We start from the raw sequence: 21,834 nt of genomic DNA, 5'->3' as shown, positions 1-21,834 counted from the left end.
GTCCGGAACTTTGACCTGCACGGTTCACCGGGTCAAAGCGTGCTTACTGGTGGATCGCCGAAAGAGAAGCGCCGGCAGGCGTCTTCATAACCCACTGGCGCTTAATGACTTATATGGCGCGCCCGGCGCGACTCGAACGCGCGACACCTGGCTCCGGAGGCCAGTGCTCTATCCACTGAGCTACGGGCGCGCAGCTAAACGAATGGAAAACCCGCATCCGCGGGTCGTCACGGCCGGATTGTAGCGCAGGGATATCGGTTTTCCAACCGAAAAGAACGCGAGGCGCCTCGCGCCCCCCTTTTCCCACTTTTTTTGAAGAAAAGGGGGGGGACTTCGACAATGTATTTGGTAAGAAACTATTTTACAACGGGTTATGGGAGAGGAGGCTGTGGAAAAAATATGGTTGACAAGGAGCGCTCCCCATCCGTATGATCCCGGTCAATCCTCGCGGCGACCGCCCTCGCGCGGCTGCCGGGGAGAAGTGCCGAGTGGGATCGAAGGGTCCTGGATCGGTAACTGGAATCAATAAAATAGATTAGGCCGCTTTACCGTTCGGAGAACTGGTTGGAGGTGGACGTCCGCATCTCCACTCTCCCTTGCACTCACGGCGGGTAGGCGGCCTTTTCCTTTTCACGCTCCGCCCTTTCTACTTTCCGTCCGTCCCCTCTCTCTCTTCCTTTGGATTCTTCCCGGATCGCGCTAATCTATCGGCGGAGGGCTCCATGTTCGGACGAGGCGGCAAGGCGAGGATCGGTTTCGATTGGTCCGGCGAGACCTTGAAGGCGGTCCGTGTCGTTTGGGACGTCAACACGCCGCGGATCACCCACTGCGTGCTCGACGAGGCGAAGGGGCTCGCCCTCGCCGTAGCCCGGATGCGCGCCGCGGGAATCCGGCCCGGGCGGGGGAGCTTCCATGCGTCGATCCCCGATGACGGGGTCCGGGTCCGTGAACTGGACTTGGAGGGCGTTCCGGAGGCGGAAATCGCCGCAGCGCTTCCGGCGGCGATGACCCGGGAGACCGGACCGGCCGCGGAAGGAGGGTGGGTGATCGACCACCAGACGCTCCGCCGGGACGAAAGGGGAGGACGGGTCACCGTGCTCGCCGCGGCGGCCCCCCGTATGGAGATCACCGCTTACAGGGACTCCCTCGAGAGAGCAGGCGCCGGGCCCGACCGTCTCGAGCCGGCCGGGATCGCCGCGTGCAACCACTGGATGCGGCAGAGCGGCGCGGGAAGCGCGGGGCCGGGCCGGGCTCTTCTCGACATCGGCGCCGCGGCGAGCCGAATCACCTTCTTACATGAAGGATATCCCCTCCGAACGAGACGGATCGAGGTGGGGGGGGAGGATTTCACTGCGGAGATTCGAGAGCGATGCGGGATCTCGCGCGACGAGGCGGAACGCGTCAAGCGGGCGGAGACACCCCTCGGGGCGATCCGGCCGGACCGGGGGGACCGTGCGGCGCCGATCGCCGACCTGATCCGTGTCTCCATGGACCGCCTCGCCGGTGAGGTGCGCGCCCATCGGGCCGCCTTCCACGGGAGGGGTGGTTTACTGGGGGGGCTCACCCTCGCCGGAGGAGGGGCTCTTCTTCTCGGAATCGACAGGGCTCTCTCGCTTCGCCTCGATCTGCCGGTGGAGGTGATCGACCCCTTCGAGCCTTTCGCCCTTCCCGAGGATTGGAGCGGCGAGAAGGAGGACCGAATCACCGGAGAGGCGCCCCGCTTTCTCACGGCGCTCGGCCTCACGCGGTGGTGGGAGCGATGAACGATTACGACATCAACCTTCTTCGCGCGCTCCGGGAGATGGGCGTACGGCGGCGTCCCGGCCGTCTCGTTCCTCTGCTGTTCGCGGCGGGCCTTCTCTTTTACGGGATTCACGCGGCGGGATCGCTCGGCGCGGCCCGGGCACGGGTCGAGAGAGAAGCGGCCCTTCTCGAGCGGGCGAGGGACCTGGACCGGCGCGAGGAGGAGACGACCCCGTTTTTCGAGAGGCGGCGGGAAGCCCTTCAGGCGCGCGCCGATCGAATCCCCTGGAGCGCCGTGCTCGGATCGATCGCCCGGGCCGTCCCGCCCGGGGAGCGACTCGATCGAATCGACTACGCCGGTGGGGGGAGGGGACGCCTCACGGTGACTTGGTTCCCCTCCGGTCCCGGCGCGGCGCGGGATTTCGCGCGCGCCGTCCGTGAGGATTCTCTCCTCCTTCGCGTTTTCCCCATCCTGCGGGTCGAGGAGGGTGGGGCGGAGGAGGCGGATACCCTCCTCCTCCGGCGGAGGGAAGAGCGATGAGGGTGTCTTGCCTGAGCCCTCTCGGCGCCGCGCTTTTATTGGCCGCGCTCTTCGTCTGGTCCGGTACGCGGCTTTCCCCCGTGGCGCCGGAGGAGAGGATCTATCTCGAACGGACCGCCGATCGCGTGATCCGCGGGGAGAGTGAGGCGGCGGAGAGGGAGGCTTGGACCGCGCGCGCGGGCGCCTACCTCGATCTGGTGAGCGGCGCGTCCCGATCCGGAGCGGTCGCCGGCGAAACGGGCGGCGCGGGCGCGGACACGGTCGAAGCCTCCGGGCGATTCGCCGAACTCGCCGTCGCCGTCGAGAGGATCGCGGAAGGGGATGGGGGACGGATCGCCGCCTTCACTCTGGAACGGGAGGGGGAGACGATTCATCTCCGATTGATCCGGGGCGGCATCGAGGGGGAAGGGCGATGACGAGGGCGCTGCGCGGTTTGGGTGTGATGCTTCTCGCCGCCGTCGTCTTTTTCGGAGGGCATCGAGCCGCCCGCTCGGGGATCGCCTATTTCACTCTTCCCGGAGAGCCCCCGCCGGGCGAGGCGGGCGCTCCGACCCTCCGGGAGTGGGATCTCCTCGATTCCGTTCGGGAGAAGGATCGCCTCGCCGCCGCCGCGTCGGCGATCCCCTCCTCCCTCGATCCCTTCCATCTCCCGCCGGAAGAAGACACCGTGGAAACCGTGCCCGTACCGGAGGAAGAGACGGTGGTCGCGGAGGCGCCGGCCGGCGAACCGTCTGCCGCCCGCGAGGTCGTCGCTCCCTCCGTCCGTCCCGAACGCTCCCCTCCGGACCGCGCGGAGGCGGATGGGGCGGAATCGTATGCGATTCCCGTCGTACTGCGGTGGACGGGGGCCGGCACGGGGAGCCGCGTGGTGCTCGATTTCGGGAGCGAGCAATCCCCTCCGCTCGCGGAGGGGGAGGGCTTCCGAGAATGGCGAGTCGCCGGCTTCAGCGCCGATCGCGTCTACCTGGCGCATCGGGGCGTGACCTACACGCTCCCCCTCCCCTGATCCCCGTTTTCCTCTTTCCCCCATCCGGAGGCCCGCCGGACGAGCACGGCCGCGCCGGTCGTCCCCGCGAGAAGGAGGAAGAGCTGCGCCGGAAGAGTTATACGCAAAGGGATACCGAAGAGGTTCCGCAGCGTGAGGGGCCAAAGGTCGAGGGAGTCCGTGGGAGGTTTTCCGGCGACGGTTTCACCGAACACGATCCAGTGCGCGACGAGCCTGTTCCGGAGCGGATGGAACCAGATCTCCCCCCGGGAGAGAGGCCGGTCCGGAGGATGGATCCCGTGGCGGACCAGGGGCGCCTCCATCTGCGGCAGGCCGCCCAGATGAAAGAGGAGCCCCGGGACCTGCACGAACGCCGTGATCAGCACGAGGACGACGATCAACCGCCGCCAACGCCTGCTGCGTCCGACAAGGGGGGAGGCGAGCGGCAGGAGGAGGAAGGGGAGGGCGGGAAGGAGGAAGCGCGGGCCCCAGGTGTAGGCGTGGAACCACCAAGGCGCGTAGAGAAGGATCAGGGCGACGACGACGGCGCCGCAGAAGAGGTGAAGGCGGGGCGCGCGACGCCTATGGAGGACGAGCGCGGCGGCGCCGGCGATCGTGACCGGCGCGTAGAGAAAGATCGACTCCCCGGGGCTCACGAGAAGGCCGGCGAGGCCGGTGAGGAAGGGGGTGGTGAAACCGCCGCTCCGCCAGGCGAAGAGCGAGATCGGGTCGCCGAAACGGATCCAGTTCAACCCGACCACGAGGGGGATCACGGCGGCGAGGAAACCGAGGAGCGCGGCGGCGCAGCGTTCGATCCAGCGTTTCGTGTTCCAGGGGGAGGGGATGAGGAGAAGGGAGAAGAGGGGAACGAGAACGACGCCTGTGATCCTGAGGGCGGTGGCGCCGCCGAGGAGAAGACCTCCCGCGAAGAGCCTTCCCCGGCCCGCGGATCGTCCCGGCGCATGGAGGAGGAGCGCCGCGCCGACCAGAAAGGCGGTCTGCGGCGTTTCGGTCCAGCTCCGTTTGGCGTAGGGCCAGAAAAAGGTGGCGAGGCCGAGGAGGAGCGCTGCCGCGAGGGCTCCCTCCCTCCGCCCGTACACCGCTCTCGCCCAGAAGTAGAAGAGGAGAACCGCGAGGGCGGTGGCGACCGGCGAGAGAAGACTCGCCAGCGTCCCCTCGAAAAGGACGCGTTGCGATTCGGGGATCGCGCCCGCCCGGACCAGGGCGCCTCCGAGGAAGGTGGCGGGGGTCCAGAGAAGGGAGTGGAGGATGCCGAACTTGGCGTACGTCTTGCCGTCCGCCGGGGAGAAGACGGTCAGCTTGCCGTGGGGGGGGACGTCCAGGGCGCACCGGTCGGTCAGGGAGCGCGCGACCGCCAGCTTGACATATGCATCGTTGACGTAGAGCCTACCTCCGGCGACCGCCAGGTAGAGCGCGAGAAGAGTGAAGAAGAGGATCGGTGCCGTTCGGTCGCGTGCCATGGCCTTTCCGTTCCGCGTTCGCGGCGGCGAATGTCCCGGCGAGCATAGACGATCCCGGCCCGCCGGGGCAAGGACGGTCCGGGCGCCTTGCGGGGATTCCTCCGGAAGGAGTATGATGAAAACCCCGCCGCGAGGGAGATCGGTCCATGCAATGGGACGCCGGCCTTCTCGAGGAAATCTTCGAAATCGTGACCCGGGCGGAGTCGGTGGACCATGCCCTTCCCCAGGTGTTGGAAAGGGCGCTCCGGTTCATCGGTTTCGAGCGGGGAGCCGTCTATACCCTCGACGAGGAGCGGCGCACGCTCCATCTCCGCGCTCACCGCGGCGACACCGGCCGTATGGCCCGCACCTTCCAAACGATCCCCGTCGGCCAGGGAGTGATCGGACGGGTCGCGGAGAGCGGGAACCGCGCTCTGGTGGAGGACACCTGCCGCGATCCCCGCATGTCCACGACGGTCCTGTGCGAGGAGGGAATACGCAGCTTCCTCTGCGCGCCGATCCGCGCGCGCGGGCGAGTTCTCGGCGTGCTCGCCGTCGCATCCGGCGAAGAGCGCGCCTTCCGCGAGAGTCACATCAACGCCGCCTCCGCGGTGGCGCACCAGCTGGGCGTCGCCCTGGACAACGCGGAGCTGCTTCTGCGCTCCCGCCAAGGGGAGCGTCTCTACCGGAATCTGTTGGACGGCTCGCCGGATCTCCACATCCTCTGCGATCCCGATTTCCGGGTGATCCGGATCAACCCCGCGGTCCGCGACTTCTTCGGCCTCGCGGAAGGAGCGGACGAGATCACCCATTTGCGGGACCTGCTCGACGAGGAACCCTTCAACGATTTCCGCCGCACCCGGGATCGCCTCGTTCACGGCTCCCGCGAAGGGATCCGGTTCGATCTGGAGCTGAGGGGGGCGGACGGTGCCGATCACTTGTTCGACGTCCATTCCAACCTGATCCACGAGGAGGGGGGAGAGTTCTTCCTCCACTTCATCGGGCGGGACATCACCGAGAGGAAACAACTCGAGTCGCGGCTCCTGGAGTTCACCAACCGGCTCGCCGAGATGGTGGAGCGGCGGGACACGCAGCTCCAGAAGGCGCGGGACCAGATCGCACGTCTCTTCGACGTGACCCGGCGGATTCACGAGCTGGGATCGATCGACGAAAAGCTCCGCCTGATCGTGGAAACGGTGGTCGAGGCGAAGCTTTTCCGTAAGGCGGTGGTCCGCCTCCACGACCGGGAGGGGAGGCCCCTCCACTCCACCGCCGAGGGGTACACGACGGAGGAGCTCTCCCGTCTGCAGGACTGGCATTTTCTCCCGCTTCGCCTGGGCGGGGAGACGTCGGACGGGGCGGTCCGCGTGGGCGCTTCCTTTTTCCTTCCTTCCGACCAAGGGGGCCGTCGCCCCGAGGGGCGTTGGATGCAGGGGGACCGCCTGGTGATTCCCCTCGCCGGAGGCGAATCGAACGGTCCGATCGGCTATCTCCTCGTGGAGGAGCCTTTCGACGGGACACAGCCGGGGGAAGAGACGGTACAGGTGATGGAGATGTTCGTCACGCAGGGGGCTCGAGCGGTGTTGGAGGCGCGAATGGAACAGCAGCTCGCCGAGGTGGACCGCATGCGAACCGCCGTGGCGCGGCGCTATCGATTCGATAGACTGGTCGGCGATTCCCCCCCTATGCGGGACCTCTATGAAACGATTCGCCGCCTCGCCAAGGTCCGCACGTCGGTCCTGATCGTCGGCGAGAGCGGCACGGGCAAGGAACTGGTCGCCGGGGCGATCCACTACAACGGCCCCCGGAAGGACGCCCCTTTCATCAAGGTGAACTGCGCCGCCATCCCCGAGTCCCTTCTGGAGAGCGAACTCTTCGGGATCGAGAGAAGGGTGGCCACCGGCGTGGACAGACGGGTGGGGCGATTCGAGAGGGCCGACGGCGGGACCCTCTTTCTGGACGAAGTCGGGGACATGAGCTACGCCACACAGGCGAAAGTGCTCCGGGCGCTCCAGGAACGCGCCTTCGAGAGAGTGGGGGGGGAGAAGACGATCCGGGTGGATGTCCGGATCGTGGCCGCCACCAACCGGGACCTGCAGGAGGAGATCGATAGGGGCCGTTTCCGCCGCGACCTTTTCTATCGGCTGAACGTCGTAAATGTCACGCTCCCCCCTCTCCGCGAGAGGACGGGCGATGTCCCCCTGCTGGTGGAGCACTTCCTCTCCCGCTACAGCCGGGAACTCAACAAACCGGGGCGCCGGGTTCCCCGGGAAATGCTGGAGCATTTCCTACGCTACCCTTGGCCGGGGAATGTCCGCCAACTGGAGAACTGTATCGAAAGGGCTCTCGCGATCGGTCCGGACGAGGCCAAGGAGCTCCGATGGGAGGATCTCCCCCCCGTGATTCGAGATTGGAGCGATGGCCACAGCGGAGGAGAGGGAGAGCGCGGGGAGGACCTGAATCTTAAAAGAAACATGGATCGACTGGAGGAACATCTTGTCCTTGAAGCACTTCAGCGTTCCGGTGGGGTACAGAAACGGGCTTCCCTCTTACTGGGTATCTCGGAACGGGCCATGTGGTATCGTGTTAAAAAACTGCAAAAAAAACGTGGGGAGTGATAGAACCCACAAAATAACAACACAAAATGATGTCTTCCTCGCAAAATAGAGGCTATGGTGATGACAAATGAGCCAATCTATGTAATTCCATGCCAATTAAGACAAAAATGCGACCTTATTGAGAAACTACTCGAACCGGCCTTTGCTTCAGGAAGTGTAGGTTTGGCAGCATATCAGACTGTAAAGGAAATACATAAGAGATCGGGCGGCATAACTACCTGTCTCGGCGTCGATTGGTGACCGGTTCCTTTGTGTGGATTGGCACGAAGCTTGATAGTAATAAGCCCGCGCAGAGGAGAGCGAGCGTGACGCATGGTCCCCTACTTTGCTTCGTGAACTCGCTTCCATCAGAACCAAATTTCACGGAAGGGAACTGATAGACTACCCTGGGTTTCCGAGTTGCGGGCACGACATTGGTGGGGGACCCTCTTGATGGGCCGCTTCGAAAGAGGCGGCCCATCCATTTTTTCGATAATTCCCGTCGCCCGGGCGCCCGAGGGAGAGCGCATGAAACGATCGATCCCGCCCGGAAGAAGCGGGCGCACCCCCAAAGACCCCGACTTTATTCTCCCGATAGGTGTCTAATGTAATGGAATGAGAGAGGCGGCGCGGCGGCGCTCCGCACTCATTCCCATCGAGGAGGCAGGCATGGTTTCCCCACTCGTTTGGTCTCTTGTTCCGCGTGGGACGGCGGCGGCCGCGGCGATCCTCCTCCTGGGCGCGTTCCACCCGCTGGGAGGGGCGGATTCCCCGGCGCCCGATCCGGATAGTGTCGATTCTCGCGGAACCGTCCTCGACCTCGCCCGCGGGAACACCGACTTCGCCCTCGACCTCTACCGGCTTCTCGCGGCGGAAGAAAGCACGGAGAATCTCTTCTTCTCCCCCCACGGCGTTTCGACCGCCCTCTCCATGACTTGGGCGGGGGCGAGGGGGGAGACCGCCGATGAGATGGCCCGGACGCTCCGCCTTCCCGAGCATCCCGCCAAGACGATCCACGCCGCGTTCGCGACACTTCGAGAGGGGACTCGAAGCGGCCGGTCCGAAGAGGGGGGGGCGGAGTGGGGGGAGGTGAACGGGATCATCGCCGCGGAGGGCTTCCCCATCCGGGAGGAGTACAAGGCTTTTCAGGCGCGGCAATACCTCGCGGGCGTACTGACGATCGATCCGGCCGACCCGGTCGCCGCTGCGGAGAGGATCGACGAGTGGTTCGCGGAGGGGACCGCCGGGCGGATCCGGAACCTCGTCCCGGAAGAGAGGATCGGCGCCGATCTGGTCCTTCTATTGGCAAGCGCGGTTCGCTTCACCGGGGAGTGGGAGAACGCCTTTCCGGCCGGCGCGACCGCCGAGTCGCCCTTTCATACAAGGGACGGGCGGACGGTCTCCGTCCCGATGATGCATCGGACGGGGAAGTACCCCTTTGCCGAGGAGGAGGGGATACGCGCCGTGGAACTCCCCTATCGGGGAGGGGCGTTCTCCTTCGTCGCCCTTCTGCCGGTCGATCCGGATGGATTCCCGTCGATGGAGGGACGCCTGGAGGGCGATCTCCTCCACCGCCTTTTCGAACGCCTCGAAGAGAGGCGCGTGGAAGTCGTCCTTCCGCGTCTCCTCTTCGACCTCGGGCTCGATCTCACCGGAACGCTCCGGGCGATGGGAATGGAGAGGGCGTTCACGCCGGGGGCGGATTTCAGCGGAATCTCGGCGCGGGGAGGGCTCTCGATCGATCGGGTGCTCCACCGCGCCTTTTTGGAGATGGACGAGAGGGGGGCCGAGGCGGCGGCGGGAACGGCGGTGACGCTCAAGAGGGGCGCGCCCCCCGGACCGGCGGTCCTCTTCCGGGCGGATCGTCCCTTCCTCTTTCTGATTCGGGAGAGGGAGTACGGATCCGTGCTCTTCCTGGGGCGAGCTGCGGATCCTGCGGTCGAGACGGACCGTTCCTCCGGATGACGCGCGAAGTTCCCAGCGCGGCGATCAGCCCCGGCGCCGTCCCTTCGGCTTCGGTTTCGGCCAGGCGAGGATCGCGTCCTCCTCCGCCTCGAGAAAAACCTGTTTCGCCTCCGGATGCTTGAGCAGAAACCCGGACACCGGCTGGAGCACCATTCTCTGCACCGAGTGGGCGAGTTGGTGCGCGCCCGTCGCCGAGCTGAATCCCCGTGAAGAAACCCGCTCCATCACCTCCGCGCCCAGTTTCAGTTCCACACCTCTCTCCGCCAGCCGGTCGCGGATGGCGTTCACTTCCAGCTCGGCGATCTCCCGGATCGAGTCGGGGGTGAGGGGGTCGAAGTAGAGCACTTCGTCGAAGGCGTTCAGGAAGTCGATGGCGAAATACTCCTTGGTGGCCGTCTCGATCTCCCGGCGCTGGCGGAGGATCTTCTCCATTTCGCCCCGCTCGGTGAATCCGACGGTCCTCTCCTTCTCGTCGGCGAGGACGTTCTCCGACGCGGCGATCACGATCACGGTGCTGTTGGCGAAGCTGAGGCGCCGCCCCGACTCGTCGGTGATCCGACCTTCTTTCAGGATTTGCAGAAGGATCGGACCGACCCGCGGGTGCGCCTTCTCGATGCCGTCCACCACGAACACCGCGTTCGGACGGCGGTCCATCATTTTCGCCAGGATCCCCGGCTCCTCCTCCGCGCCGGACGCGCCGAGCAGCTTGCGGGCGGAGTCTTCCCCGGCGTACTGGGCCATGTCGAGGTAGAGGAAGTGCTCCTCGCTCCCGAGCAGCTCCAGAGCGAGCCGGCGGGCCAGCTCATTCTTGCCGACGCCGCTCGGGCCGACGAAGAGGAAGGCACCGTCCGGGCGCTCGGGGTGGGGGGAGAGGTTCAGCTTGCTCACGCGGATCGTCTGGGCGACCCGGCGCACGACCCCGTCCTGCCCTTTGATGTGCGCCTTCAGGTTCTCCTCGAGGTGGAGGAGCTTGCTGCCGGAGCGGTCGTGCAGCTTGGCGACCGGGATCCCCAGCTTGCGGCTCACCACGCGCGAGATCGCCTCCGCGTCCACCTGGGCCGCCTTCGCCTCCTTGCGGCCGCCCCGGCACTGGGCGCGAACCACCTCGGAGGCGCACGCCTCGTCCAGGATCTCCAGCGCCTTGCCGGGGAGCACGCGATCCTTCAGGTAATAACTGGACAGATCGATCGCCTTGTCCACCGCCCCCTTGGTGATCTCGATTTCGTGAAAGCGCTCCAGCTTTTCCCGCACCACCATCAGGATCTTGCGGGACATCATCTGGGAGGGCTCCTGCACCGCGATGGGCTCCATGTTGGCGATGATCCATGGGTGGTCGTTCAGGGCGGATTGGAAGCCCCAGTCGGAGATGGAGGCGACGACGAGCAATTCGGGCTGGCGGGTGGCCACGTCCAGAAGGGTCGCCGCGTCGCCCAAGCCGCTCTCGGCGGCGACCAGGAAGTTCTCCAGGTCGTTGAAGTAGAGAACGACGTCCTCGGATTCCAGCGCCTCCTTGACGGCGAGGAAAAGGACGCGTTCGAAATCCCCCGCGTCCTGAATGAGGGGGAGGATGTTGGGGAGCGTGATCTCCAGGATCCGTTTGTTCTTCAGGCGCGGCGGGACGCGGCCGCTTTCGATCCTCTCCGCGAGGCGGAGCACCATGGTCCTTTTCCCCACGCCGACCGGACCGTGGAGGAGCACGTTGTGGCTCGACCGCTTTTGGAGGGTCTCCAGGAGGCGGGTCACCTCCGATTTCCACGGCACGATCGATCCGAAGCGGCGGGAGAGGAGGTTTCGGCGGAGGTCGACGGCGACCCGCGCGAGAATCGATTCCTGCTCCTCTTCCTCTTCGGGCTCTTCCGCCCCTTTCTCCTGCTCGCGGCCGGCGTCCGTCTCCATGTCGTTCCTCCCGTGGGTGTGAACTCAGGTTAGGGGGGGGAGGGGCGCCTGTCAACGGCGATGGGGAGGCGTACCCGTCGCCGGGCTTCCCGCGCGCGGGGAAATGCCCGGGAGGGGACCCCCGGAAGGGACCGTTTAGCCGGCGGGGCTTCCGGCCGATTCTTAGTGAAGGGGAACCTCCCCCATCCCTCCGGATCGGGCCGGTCCCGGCCGGACGGAGCGACGAGAAAGCGCGCGCCGCGCCCCCAAGGGGGGGGCGCCACGAATAGTACGAAAAGAGGGAGAGTGAAGGCGATGAGGATTCGGATCGGCTGGACCGCGGCGGCGGCAATCGCCCTCGGCGCCGCGCCGGCATCGGCGGAGGAGACCGGGGCGAGGATGCTTCGTTTCGCGGCGGAAGCCTTCGCCGGCCCGGCCGCCCCCTTTCTGATCGCGGCCGCCCTGGTGGGCGTTCTCGCGGGGGCGCTGGCGGCGGAGCGTATCGGTTATCTCTATTTCCGGGCCGTCCGAGGAGACCTGGACGCTTTTCATCACATCATCCGACTCATCAAAGATCAACGGATCGAGGAGGCCCGGTCGGTCGCGGACCGAAGCGACACCCCATTCGGACGCATCGCCCGGAGCCTCCTTCGCATTCATCACGGCCATCGCTCCGAGGAGCTGCAGAACCTCTTGGACGAGGCCTATCTGCGTGAGGTGCCGAAGGTGCACCGGCGGATCCCGCTCCTCGCGGTGGGCGCCAACACGGCCACGCTGATCGGGCTCCTGGGCACCATCGTCGGTCTCGTTCTCGCCTTCGAGGGGGCGGCCGAGTCGCCGGTGGAGGCGCGCGCCGCGGCGCTTGCCTCGGGGATCGCGGCGGCCATGGCGGCGACCGGCGCCGGGCTCTTGGTCGCGATTCCCGCGCTCCTCGCCCACGGCCTTCTCGGCGCGCGCGCCGATCGGGTGGTGGAGGAGATCGAAGCGCGCATCGCCGTGCTCACCAACCTGCTCCACCTTTGGAACCGGGCCGAGCAGGCGGACCCCTTCGACGACGAGAAGACGGGCATCGCGGAGCGCGGGGAGCGCCTGGTCGACTTCGTGACCAACGGAGAGATCCGTTGATTCCGACCCGGCGAATCGGCGGCCGAACCAGGGAACGGGTCCGGCGCGAGGCGGAGAGAGTCCCCCTTCTCGCCCTCTTCGTCGTCATCGTGCCGGTCTTCCTTCTGGCGGCTTCTTCCGCCCATTGGGCGGTGCTCGACGCGGAGGCGGCCTACGCGCCGGAAGCGGCCTCCCCATCGGGCGCGCCCCTCCCCGAGGCCCCCGCGGACCCGCCCCGACCGGCGCGATTGATGGTCGGCCGGGAGGGGACGCGCCTGGAGCGTGTGGGTGCTTCCGCCATCCCCGTCCCCTCGGACGGGCTCGCCGCCGCCCTCGCCTCCCTATGGGAAGAGGACCCGGAGGAGGGCGCGCTCACCATCGTCGCGGCCAACGGAGCTTCCTACCGGGAGGTCCGCCGCGTCCTCGATCTCTGCCGCGACGCCGGCTTCCGAACCGTTCGCCTCGAAACCTCGCCTTAGGGCGCGCCGCGACCCTCTCCCGACCCGCTCCGCCTCGAATCTTCTCTCCCGCGACGGCGCCCCGCCCCGCCTGCCGGACCGGACACCCACGGATTGCCTCCCCCGGGCGACTGGACTATACTTGCCGGGAGCCGACATCCGACGGAACCCGAGAGGAGGCCGGAAGATGAACATACGCTGGTTGGGACATTCCTGCTTCCAACTGACCGGGACGAAGACCGTTCTGATCGATCCTTTTCTGACCGGCAACCCGAAGGCGGCGATCCGCGCGGAAGAGGTGAAGGACCTCGACTTCCTGGTCGTCACCCACGGCCACGCCGACCATCTGGGGGACGCCTACCCCATCGCCGAGAGGACCGGGGCGACGTTGGTCTCGATTTTCGAGATCACCTCCGCGGCGGAGGAGCGAAAAATCAACGTGGAACCGATGAACATCGGCGGCACCGTCGAAAACGGAGGGGTACGCTTCCACATGGTGAGCGCGGCCCACTCCTCGCCGGGCTCCACTCCCACAGGTTTCGTGATCGAAATGGACGGCTGGACGGTCTATCACATGGGGGACACGGGTTTGATCCCCGACATGGAAATGCTCCCCCGATACTTCTCCATCGACGTCGCCCTCGTCCCGATCGGCGACCGGTTTACCATGGGCGCCGCGTCCGCCGCCGAGGCGGTGAAGATGTGCGGGGCGAAGAGGGCGGTGCCGATGCACTTCGGCACGTTCCCGCTGATCGCCCCGAACGCGGACCGTTTCGTCGAGCGGATGCGGGGCGTGGCGGAGGTGAAGGTTCTCCGGCCCGGTGAATCCTTCGACCTGTAGCGTCCGCGGGGGAGGAGAAATCGCCCGCGGGCTTTTCACTGGCGTTCTTTCCGCGAATTGTGGATAGTCGCGCCTGTCGAGGAAGAGGCGCGGGGAGCGCGTGCCGGGAGGGTCCGGCGGCGCTCTCGGAGCGAAAGAGGAGGGGTAAGCCATGAATTGCGCCATCTGTGGTTCCTCCAACGCGCAGGAGAACTGCCACAGCTGCGAGGCGTGGATCTGCGCCGGCTGCGCCCACGAATACGACGGTTATTATTTCTGTCCCCTTTGCTACGTAGAACGGACCGGGGAAACGGTGGAGGGGCTGAACGATCTGGACGACGACGTCGATTTCGACGACGACGACGATCTGGACTACCAGAAAGACACCGCCGACGATCAAGAGGACGGTGACGACTGATGGGCCGGCGTCTCGGCCCTCCGGGCCGGGGCGCGCCGAAACGCCGCGCGACCGGCGCGGGTGAAACCGAACGCGGGGGCCGGACGACGGCCCGAGAAACGACTACGGATCGAGCGGGTCCGCCCGGTTCGGAAAACAGACGGAGGTCAGGAATGACGAAGTTCGCGCGGGGGTCCCTGATCTGGATCGCCTCCGCTTCGCTGCTCGCCCTCTTCTTTTTCGCCCGGGCGGATGCGGGGCAAAAAACGGATCGGTTCTGGGAAAACCTGATGCAGAAATACGGCGGGGAGAGCCTGGTCTGTCTCCTGGACAATCTGGAAGCGGACGTGGAGTACACGGGCGAGACGGTCCGCCAGGACATCTCCGACACGGAGCGGGGGGGACTCTCCTCGGACCGGCAGGCCTCCATCGCGACGGAGAGCCGCTACACCACCACCCGCCGGTTCACCCGGAAGTACGCCGTGCTCGACGCAAGCGGCGCCGAACGGGTGCGCGAAATCGTGATTCCCTACTGGGCGGGGCAGGTCATCAGCCGCCACTCCGGTGAGATCGTGGATCGCGAGGGACAGAAGACAGACCTCCCCCAGGAGAACATCCAGGTCCGCGTCGCTTATCCGGACGAGGCGGAGATCTATCAGCGCGTGCGGAATCTGGTCTTCCGCTTCGAGGACCTGCCGATCCCGTGCGTGATCAATCTCTATTACACGATCGAGGGTGAGGAGGAGTACGGCTACTTCGACCGCATCTTCACCGCCGACGTGCCCACGTACCGGAAGGAATTGGTTTACAACTTCAAGATGGAATACGCCATGCTTCCCTGGTGGCAGAACTCCATCAAACTCCTCCGCGCCGAAAACCCGGAGGAGAAGGATCTGACCACCGCCCGCGGGCAGATGTACCAGTGGGTTTGGGGGTACAAGAACCTGAAGCCGACGGAGGCGGAGCCCTTCGCCGCGCCGGTCGGCGACCTGGCGCCGCGCGTCCAGTTCAGCCCGAACTGGGAATCCAACTGGCCCGAGCTGCTGAGCTGGTACGCGGAGAGGGTGGAGGAGGCGCTCCAGCGCGGAGGGAGTGAGCGCGTGCTTCGCGGCCCCACCCGGGACGCCATTCAGGGATCGGAGACGGACAAGGAGAAGATCGCGTCGATCTTCCGCTACGTGCAGGACCACTTCACCCCCTTCGATCTGCCCCTGGGCCGCGAAGGCTTCATCCCGAACCGCCCGGTGGATGTGATGGAACTGGAACGGATCGCGACGAAAGACCTGGCGGTCGTCCTGCTCGGCATGCTCCGCACGGCGGGTATCGACGCGGATTACGGGGTGGTCGCCACCCGGGACTTCGGCCAGGTACGAATCGAATTCCCCGCGCTGATCCAGTTCAATCACGCGGTGGTGGTCGCCCGCGCGGACGGCGAGACCTTCGTGCTCGATCCGACGGACCGATGGGGGGGGATCGAGGATCCGCCTTCGGAAATCGAGGGTCAGATCGTGCTGCCGGTCCACGAGGTGGATCCGAATACCGGCGAACCGGATTGGATGCAGCTCCCGATCTCCACGTACAATCGGAACTCCTGGAACGCGACCGGGGAGATCGTACGCGACGAGGAGGGGATTTGGCGCAAGACGGTGGAGGTCACCTGCCGTGGCGAGTTGAACCGGCTCCACCGCAGCGTCTTCCGGTCCATCCCCGATCCCGCCGAAGAGGCGGGGTACGGCTTCCGCTATCCCTTGTCGTTCCGGGTGCAGGCCTGGTCGGAGGCGGAGAGCCTCGGCGTGGACCGCGATCTCCCCTATCAGTACACCTTCGAGTACGTGATCCCGCCGGAGATGATCGAGGAGCGGGGGGACACGCTCTTGATCCCCGCCTCGCTCTTCTCCGGTGTCCGGCCGACCCAGATGTTCGACGTAAAACCGGAGGCGCGGCGGAACCCGATCCGGCTCGCCTTCCAGGAGCGCGGCAAGGAGTCGACCCTCTTCACCATCCCCGAGGGATACGCCGTGGTCTCCATTCCGGAGGATCTGAGCTGGCGGAAGCCTCTCGGCCGGGTGGAGATCGACTTCCAGCGGGGCCTGGAGCGGGTGGAGTGCGACACCGAATACTCGATCAGCGAGTCCGAACTGGCGGTGGAGGTGGCCGGCCAGCTGCAGGAGATGTTCGATTATTTCCGCTCCCCGCCGGAAGGGAACGTGGTGCTGGTCCGCCTGCAGGAAGAGGTGGTGGAGCGGTAGGGACCGCGCGGTTCGATTCGACGCTTACAGTTTAGACGGGAAGAAGCGAGGCGATTCGATCGGCCTCGCTTTTTTCCAGCCCATGGGCGCGCTCCAGGCGGGCGATGGAGCCCCGGAATCCCTCGTCGCCCGCGGAGCGCTCCAGCGCCGCCGCGAGCGCCGCGCCGTCCTCTGCGGCGAGCGCCGCCGCCGCCTCGTCGTTCCAGGCGGCCAGGGAGGTGACGGGAGCGGTCCGGCCCGGTCCGGCGGAGTGGATCTGCAGGGCCGCCACGCCGGCGATGAGGGAGGCGGCGGAGCGGAGCGAACCGTCCTCGCGGAACCAGGAAGCGGCGCGAAGCAGCGCCTCGGCGCCGTTCCGTCCCGGCAGCGGTGCGACGACGGCGTGGCCGGCGCGGGCCAGGTCGAGGGCGAGGAGGGCGTCGCGCCTCTTCCGGATCTCCGGAAGGGCGGCCCGGGCGCCCGGGAGGGCGGCGAGCATTTTCTCCCACGAGGCGCGGCGATTCCGTTCCGGATCGTCGGCGGGCGCGAGAAAGAGCCCCTTCTCCTCGGGGGCGGCGGAACGGTCCGCCATCACCACCAGTTCGCCGCGCAGCCCCAGATGATGAAGCACCGCGTCGTAGAGAAGCCTCCGCGCGCCGGCCGGTTCGGCGACGAGGAGGAAAAGCCCCGGCGGAAGACGGAGGAGCGTTTCCGCGGCTCCGGGGGAGAGGTTGATCTCCTGCAGGGAAGGGGGCGCGTCCATGCGGCGGAAAGCGAGGAAGCCGTTCCCCCCGTCGCCGATAAGACGGAAGGAGCGCCCCTTTCTTCCGTTGCCGCCCGCGGCGCCGAGCGCGCCGGCGATCCCCGCCAGGTCCCCCTCGCCGATGACGCCCGGTAGGGCGCGGAGCACCCGTTCGCCCCGGAGGAGATAGGGGAAACGACCCACCTGCAGGAGGATCAGGTCGGCGCCGCTCTCTTCGGCGGCCTGCAGGATCCTTTCCGGCGGCGGCAGGTCCGCCCGGCCGTCCAGTTCCTTCTCCAGATCGGAGAAGAGATCGTGCAGGTCTTCCGCCTTCCGGCGCTTTTCCAGGAGCCCCTCCTCCGCCGAGGGACCGTCCCCCTCGGTTCCCTGGGGGCCGAGGGCGTCGCGGATCTCGTCGAGCTGGCGCGCCGCTTCCAGGAGGAGATTCTCCGTGTCCTCCTCGATGCGCCGCCGCTCGTGCACCGATTCCACGCGGAAGAGGAACTCGCCGTCGGCGACGCGGAAGAGCCCCAGAGCCGCCTCGCGCCCCTCCCGTCCCTGCCGGTCGTCCAGGGCGTTGATGATCCTCCCGCCGTCGAAGAAGAGCCGTCCCTCGCCCCCACGGTGGCTCACGCGGAGGGTGCCGCTTTTGCCGTTCAGGAGAAAGAACTGGCAGATATCGAGGAGGTTCACCGCCCGGAGAGATCCCCGGATCTCCGGCGCGTCGCCCGCGCGCGTTTCGTCGCTTCCGCTCATCGTTTCCCCGCGGTCCGGCCGGCCGTGACGGGGCGCGCCGCCGCGCCGCCGCCCCCCACGCGAAGGCTCGAACGGACGATCTCTTTCTCGTTGGCGAAGAGGAGGCCCGTTTCTTCGGTGACCGTCCCCTCCCGGATCAGACGGACGATCTCCTCGTCCATGATCTGCATCCCCCCCTTTTTGCCGATCTGCATGAGCGAGGGGATCTGAAAGGTTTTCTTCTCCCGGATCAGCGTGGAGATCGCCTTGTTGGTGGCGAGGACTTCCACCGCCGGCACCCGCCCCTTTCCGTCCGCTCGGGGGAGGAGCTTCTGGGCGATCACGCCCCGGAGCCCGTCGGCCACCATCACACGGACCTGTTCCTGCTGATCCGCCGGGAAGGCGTCGATGATCCGGTCCACGGTCTGGTGGGCGCTGGTGGTGTGGAGCGTTCCGAAGACGAGCTGCCCCGTCTCGGCGGCGGTCAGGGCGAGGCGGATCGTCTCCAGGTCGCGCATCTCGCCGACGAGGATGATGTTGGGATCCTCGCGGAGGGCGGCGCGGAGAGCGCGCGGAAAGCTCGCCGCGTTCCGGCCGATCTCGCGCTGGTTGATGAGTGAATTTTTATTGACGTGGATGTATTCGATCGGGTCCTCGATGGTGAGGATGTGTTTCCGCGTCGTCTCGTTGATGTGATCGATCAGCGCCGCCAGGGTGGTCGATTTGCCGCTCCCGGGCGGGCCGGTCACCACCACCAGCCCCTTGGGCGCCTCGGTGAACCGCAGGATGTGGCCGGGGATGTCCAGTTCGCTCACCTTCATGATCCGGCTCGGGAGCAGCCGGAAGGCGCCCGCGAGACCGCGGTGCTGCCGGTAGACGTTGCAGCGGAGCCGGACCTCCCCCGGAACCTCGTAGGCGAAATCCACGTCCCCCTGCTCCTCCAGCTCCCGCTTGTGGTCCGCCGAAAGGATCTCGCCGAGGAGGGCGTTCGCCATCTCCGGCGTCAGTTCGGCGTACTCGATCGGGCGGATCTCCCCCTGGATGCGGAGCATGGGACGGGCGCCGGTCACCATGTGCAAATCCGACGCGTCGTTCGCCTTGACGGTGCGGAAAATAGCGTCGATCCGGGCCACGCTCGACCCCCTTTCTCCTACCGCGTATCGGCCGTTCGGCGCGGATCTTCAGCGCGCGGGGCGCGTTGCCGACCGCCGGGAAGGGGTGTATACTGTCCCAAACGGCCGCCCCCGGCGCGCCGCCGCGTACCGAAGGAACCGGTAAAGGACGAAGACGATGGACCAGACGCCGTGCCCGGTGTGCGGGCAGCTTCTTCAGGGCGAGGAAAACTTCTGTTTCCGCTGCGGCCATCCCCTCCGCGGGGACAGGGGGGCTCGGCGGGGGGAGCCGGACACGCCGCGCTGGTTGGAGATCGAGTTCCAGAAGAGCAATTCCCCCAGCTACGCCGCCGCGCTCGATCTGTGCGAGGGGAACCCCAACTACCGCACATTCGAGAGGAATGGGCTCACCATCCACCGCGTCGGGTTTCGGGCCGATGACGGGAAGGGTTTCCTCCGGCTGGCGAATTTCGTGCGCAACTGGAAGAGTTTCCGCCTCTTCGTCAACGGACGAGAAGAGAACTGGCGCTCCTTCTTCTACTGCGGCTACTACTGTTTCGAGGACCGCATCTCGAGCCCGAACGCGAACCAGTACTGTTTCGGCGAGAGCTGCGACTGGTTCAACTGGTGGGGTTGCCACCGGCTCGGTTTCGGCTTCTACAGCGAAGAGGACTGGTACCGCTGCGGCCAGATGACCGAGGACGAGGTGTTCGTTCTCGATAAGGACCGCCTCCGCCGGGTTCTTCTCTCCCGGGCGCGCACCCATGTCTTCTGCCCCGTCCTGAACACCAAGGCGGTGCTGGAGAGGATCGATCTGATTCCCGCGCGCATCGACCCGCGGGCGAATCCGGACTGGGAGTACTATTATCTGGACTGGCGCTACGACCCGCAGGCGCCCCCCGCCGCGGCGGTGCCGATCTGCGCCCCCTCGTCCAGTTTCGTCTCCCGCATGATCCCGCCGGACGTGGTGGTTCCCAATCCACCCGAGAGGAGCTGGGCGCAGGAAGACCGTCCCCCCTGGGAACCGGACGAGCCCTGATCCGCCTCTCCGCGATCCCCGCGCGCGTCCCGTGCGCCCTCCCATCCGGCGGACCGGAGCGGGGGAATCCCGAGCGGTTTTTGCTCAATCCTCGTCCTTCTTCGCCTTTTCCACTCGTTTGATGTGCGGCGTTTCCCTCTTCCTCCGGCGGAACCCGCGCTGCGGCGCCCGTAAAGGCGCGCACGGCCTCCGGTGAGAAGGGCCCCGCCGCCGGTTTCCGCGAACGTCTTTCCGCGGCTCTTCCGCGCTTCACGCAGGCGCCGTCTCCGGCGTCCGTTTCCCCGCGCTCTCTCAAGGGCTTCGTCCCGCGGCCGATCCTCCGAGGGGAGGACGATATGCGATCGAAGCGATTCCGCACGTATTTTTTGCTGCTGACGTTCGGCCTGATGCTGGCCCTCTCCTTGGCCTATTCCCGGAATCTTCGCGCGGAGGAGCCGTGCATTCAGGGAAAGATGGAAGCGTGGCGGTCGGGGGATGCGCTCGGCGAGTGGACCTACAGGATCCTCCTCCATTGGGAGGTAGGGGGGGCGGTGGGGCCGGACGAATTCCTGATCCTGCTCGGCCTGGAGTCGTGCCCCTGCGTCTGCGAACGATTTCAGGTCGCCTTTCCGGACACGGTCGGCTTCTCCATGAACGAGCCGGGAATGTCCACGGGGAATCACACCGATCTCTACGTCCACTACACGGGCGAGTTCGACTGCCGCGGTTTCCCGGGGGCGCCCGGGGTGCCGGCGATACGGATCGCCCCCCTGCCCGATCCGAACGGTCCGGGGCCGAAGGGGACTGCGGAGATCCTTTTCCACGCCAACTGGCCGCCGGAATCATCGCCCGATTCTCCCGGCGCTTATCTGATGATGCGGACGCCGGGCGGGGCCTTCTCCGGTTCGCTCGAGGGCCTGCTTCCGGTGTGCCGGTGCCTGAACGACGTACGCAAAGAGAGCTGGAGCAGCACCAAGAAACGATTCCGATAACCCGGTGGGCGGGGCGTCGTCCCGCTTGCCCGCGGCGCGGCGTGTTCCGCGCGGCGGCACGAAAGAAGGAGCGACATCGATGCGTCATCAACGGATACGGGGGGGCTTCGCGGCGGCGCTCGCGCTGTTACTGATCGCGATCGCCGGAAGCGGCGCGGAGGGGACGGCGGTCGTGACCACACCGCCGGTGGATTGCATTACCGGCACCTCCACCGCGGAGCTGGTGAATCACGAACTGGGCCGCTACCGCTACACGATCCAGGTCGATTGGAACACCGGAACGCAGCACGCCCTCTCCCATCTCGATCTGATCCTCGGGCTCGGCGGGTGCGGCTGCGTCTGTGAACACTTCTCTTTCGGCGCGCCGGACACGGCGGGGACCAGCAACGGCTGGTTGTCGAAGAGGAACTGCACCGTCTCATACGAGGCGGGTTTCGAGTGCAACGGCGACCCGAGCATCCCCGGCGACGAGGGCCCTCTCGTGAAGTGGGAGCCCAAGAGCGACCCCTTCGACTGCGAGCCGGGGAACTACGGGAGCGGATCCTTCGTCTTCTACTCCGACTGGGCGCCGGCTCCCGTGGACAGCGGGAACTGCTATCTCCTCATCAAGTACGCGACGCAGAACTGCTGCGGCGAGCTGACGGGCGTCCTCCCGGAGTGCACTTGCGTCACCTCCGTGGAGAACCAGTCCTGGGGGGGCGTGAAGAAGCTCTTCCGGTAGACGCGGCGATCACGATCACGACGACGAACGCCCGGGCCACGCGCCCGGGCGTTTTTATTCCGGGTTTATTCCGGGGCGTTATTCCGGTTTATTCCGGGGACACAATACGGAATTCCCTGGTTCCATTACCGTTTCATGTTCGATTCGACATTGCGGGATTCGCCAGGGACGGCAGAGCAATCAGGCGGCAGACCCGTCCGTGACACAGGGGTTAAGGGTATTCCGTATTGTGTCCCCGGAATTCGTCCCCGGAATTCCGTTTCATGTTCGATTCGACCTTGCGGGATTCGCCAGGGACGGCAGAGCAATCAGGCGGCAGACCCGTCCGTGACACAGGGGTT

The 21,834-nt window shown here is 66.5% G+C and carries 18 protein-coding genes and 1 tRNA gene; 14 read left to right on the top strand and 5 right to left on the bottom strand.

Features of this window, described 5'->3' with window-relative positions; translation table 11 throughout:
* Positions 1-114: 114 nt before the first annotated feature.
* A tRNA-Arg gene (locus JW958_10225) sits at positions 115-190 on the bottom strand.
* Positions 191-722: 532 nt separating this feature from the next.
* On the opposite strand from JW958_10225, the gene pilM reads away from it, so the two are divergent.
* From pilM to JW958_10205, 4 genes are read left to right on the top strand one after another with little or no spacing between them, the layout of a single operon-like run.
* A complete protein-coding gene (gene pilM / locus JW958_10220) occupies positions 723-1,763 on the top strand; it encodes a pilus assembly protein PilM (protein ID MBN1826633.1) in 1,041 nt (346 codons plus the stop codon).
* A complete protein-coding gene (locus JW958_10215; protein MBN1826632.1) occupies positions 1,760-2,284 on the top strand; it encodes a hypothetical protein in 525 nt (174 codons plus the stop codon). Before pilM ends, JW958_10215 begins: the two co-directional genes overlap by 4 nt.
* Positions 2,281-2,700 (top strand): hypothetical protein, encoded by a 420-nt coding sequence (locus JW958_10210; GenBank protein ID MBN1826631.1) that lies wholly within the window; start codon positions 2,281-2,283, stop codon positions 2,698-2,700. Before JW958_10215 ends, JW958_10210 begins: the two co-directional genes overlap by 4 nt.
* Complete coding sequence (locus tag JW958_10205; protein ID MBN1826630.1) at positions 2,697-3,290, top strand: hypothetical protein; 594 nt, start codon at positions 2,697-2,699, stop codon at positions 3,288-3,290. The genes JW958_10210 and JW958_10205 overlap by 4 nt, the downstream gene beginning before the upstream one ends.
* On the opposite strand, the gene JW958_10200 is transcribed toward JW958_10205, so the two are convergent.
* The gene (locus JW958_10200; protein MBN1826629.1) at positions 3,269-4,750 is read right to left on the bottom strand and encodes a glycosyltransferase family 39 protein; all 1,482 of its coding nucleotides are present in this window, start codon (positions 4,748-4,750) and stop codon (positions 3,269-3,271) included. The two genes, JW958_10205 and JW958_10200, sit on opposite strands and share 22 nt — an antisense overlap.
* Before the next feature lie 146 nt (positions 4,751-4,896).
* On the opposite strand from JW958_10200, the gene JW958_10195 reads away from it, so the two are divergent.
* A complete protein-coding gene (locus JW958_10195; protein MBN1826628.1) occupies positions 4,897-7,347 on the top strand; it encodes a sigma 54-interacting transcriptional regulator in 2,451 nt (816 codons plus the stop codon).
* 648 nt (positions 7,348-7,995) lie between these two features.
* A complete protein-coding gene (locus JW958_10190; protein MBN1826627.1) occupies positions 7,996-9,291 on the top strand; it encodes a serpin family protein in 1,296 nt (431 codons plus the stop codon).
* 24 nt (positions 9,292-9,315) lie between these two features.
* Here JW958_10190 and JW958_10185 read toward each other — a convergent pair whose 3' ends face one another.
* A complete protein-coding gene (locus JW958_10185; GenBank protein MBN1826626.1) occupies positions 9,316-11,187 on the bottom strand; it encodes an ATP-dependent Clp protease ATP-binding subunit in 1,872 nt (623 codons plus the stop codon).
* A 294-nt stretch (positions 11,188-11,481) separates the two neighbouring features.
* Here JW958_10185 and JW958_10180 point away from each other — a divergent pair, with 294 nt between their 5' ends.
* From JW958_10180 to JW958_10160, 5 genes are all read left to right on the top strand, one after another.
* On the top strand, positions 11,482-12,291 hold the full coding sequence (locus tag JW958_10180; protein ID MBN1826625.1) for a MotA/TolQ/ExbB proton channel family protein: 810 nt from the start codon (positions 11,482-11,484) through the stop codon (positions 12,289-12,291).
* On the top strand, positions 12,288-12,749 hold the full coding sequence (locus tag JW958_10175) for a biopolymer transporter ExbD (protein MBN1826624.1): 462 nt from the start codon (positions 12,288-12,290) through the stop codon (positions 12,747-12,749). Before JW958_10180 ends, JW958_10175 begins: the two co-directional genes overlap by 4 nt.
* Before the next feature lie 166 nt (positions 12,750-12,915).
* Entirely contained in the window at positions 12,916-13,569 is a 654-nt protein-coding gene (locus JW958_10170) for a metal-dependent hydrolase (GenBank protein MBN1826623.1), read from the top strand.
* A 151-nt stretch (positions 13,570-13,720) separates the two neighbouring features.
* On the top strand, positions 13,721-13,966 hold the full coding sequence (locus JW958_10165; protein MBN1826622.1) for a hypothetical protein: 246 nt from the start codon (positions 13,721-13,723) through the stop codon (positions 13,964-13,966).
* 152 nt (positions 13,967-14,118) lie between these two features.
* Complete coding sequence (locus tag JW958_10160; GenBank protein MBN1826621.1) at positions 14,119-16,194, top strand: DUF3857 domain-containing protein; 2,076 nt, start codon at positions 14,119-14,121, stop codon at positions 16,192-16,194.
* A gap of 31 nt (positions 16,195-16,225) precedes the next feature.
* Here JW958_10160 and JW958_10155 read toward each other — a convergent pair whose 3' ends face one another.
* Both JW958_10155 and JW958_10150 read right to left on the bottom strand, forming a co-directional pair.
* Positions 16,226-17,671 (bottom strand): DUF4388 domain-containing protein, encoded by a 1,446-nt coding sequence (locus JW958_10155; protein MBN1826620.1) that lies wholly within the window; start codon positions 17,669-17,671, stop codon positions 16,226-16,228.
* Entirely contained in the window at positions 17,668-18,783 is a 1,116-nt protein-coding gene (locus tag JW958_10150) for a type IV pilus twitching motility protein PilT (protein MBN1826619.1), read from the bottom strand. The genes JW958_10155 and JW958_10150 overlap by 4 nt, the downstream gene beginning before the upstream one ends.
* 157 nt (positions 18,784-18,940) lie before the next feature.
* Between JW958_10150 and JW958_10145 the strand changes: the two genes are divergently transcribed.
* From JW958_10145 to JW958_10135, 3 genes are all read left to right on the top strand, one after another.
* A complete protein-coding gene (locus tag JW958_10145; protein MBN1826618.1) occupies positions 18,941-19,801 on the top strand; it encodes a hypothetical protein in 861 nt (286 codons plus the stop codon).
* A 335-nt stretch (positions 19,802-20,136) separates the two neighbouring features.
* The gene (locus JW958_10140) at positions 20,137-20,772 is read left to right on the top strand and encodes a hypothetical protein (GenBank protein MBN1826617.1); all 636 of its coding nucleotides are present in this window, start codon (positions 20,137-20,139) and stop codon (positions 20,770-20,772) included.
* Positions 20,773-20,851: 79 nt separating this feature from the next.
* Entirely contained in the window at positions 20,852-21,493 is a 642-nt protein-coding gene (locus JW958_10135; protein ID MBN1826616.1) for a hypothetical protein, read from the top strand.
* The last annotated feature ends 341 nt before the right edge of the window (positions 21,494-21,834 follow it).

The sequence above is a fragment of the Candidatus Eisenbacteria bacterium genome, from assembly GCA_016930695.1.
Classification (GTDB): domain Bacteria; phylum Orphanbacterota; class Orphanbacteria; order Orphanbacterales; family Orphanbacteraceae; genus JAFGGD01.
The sequence above is the reverse complement of the archived record's forward strand: the minus strand, read 5'-3'. Positions and strand labels throughout refer to the sequence as shown.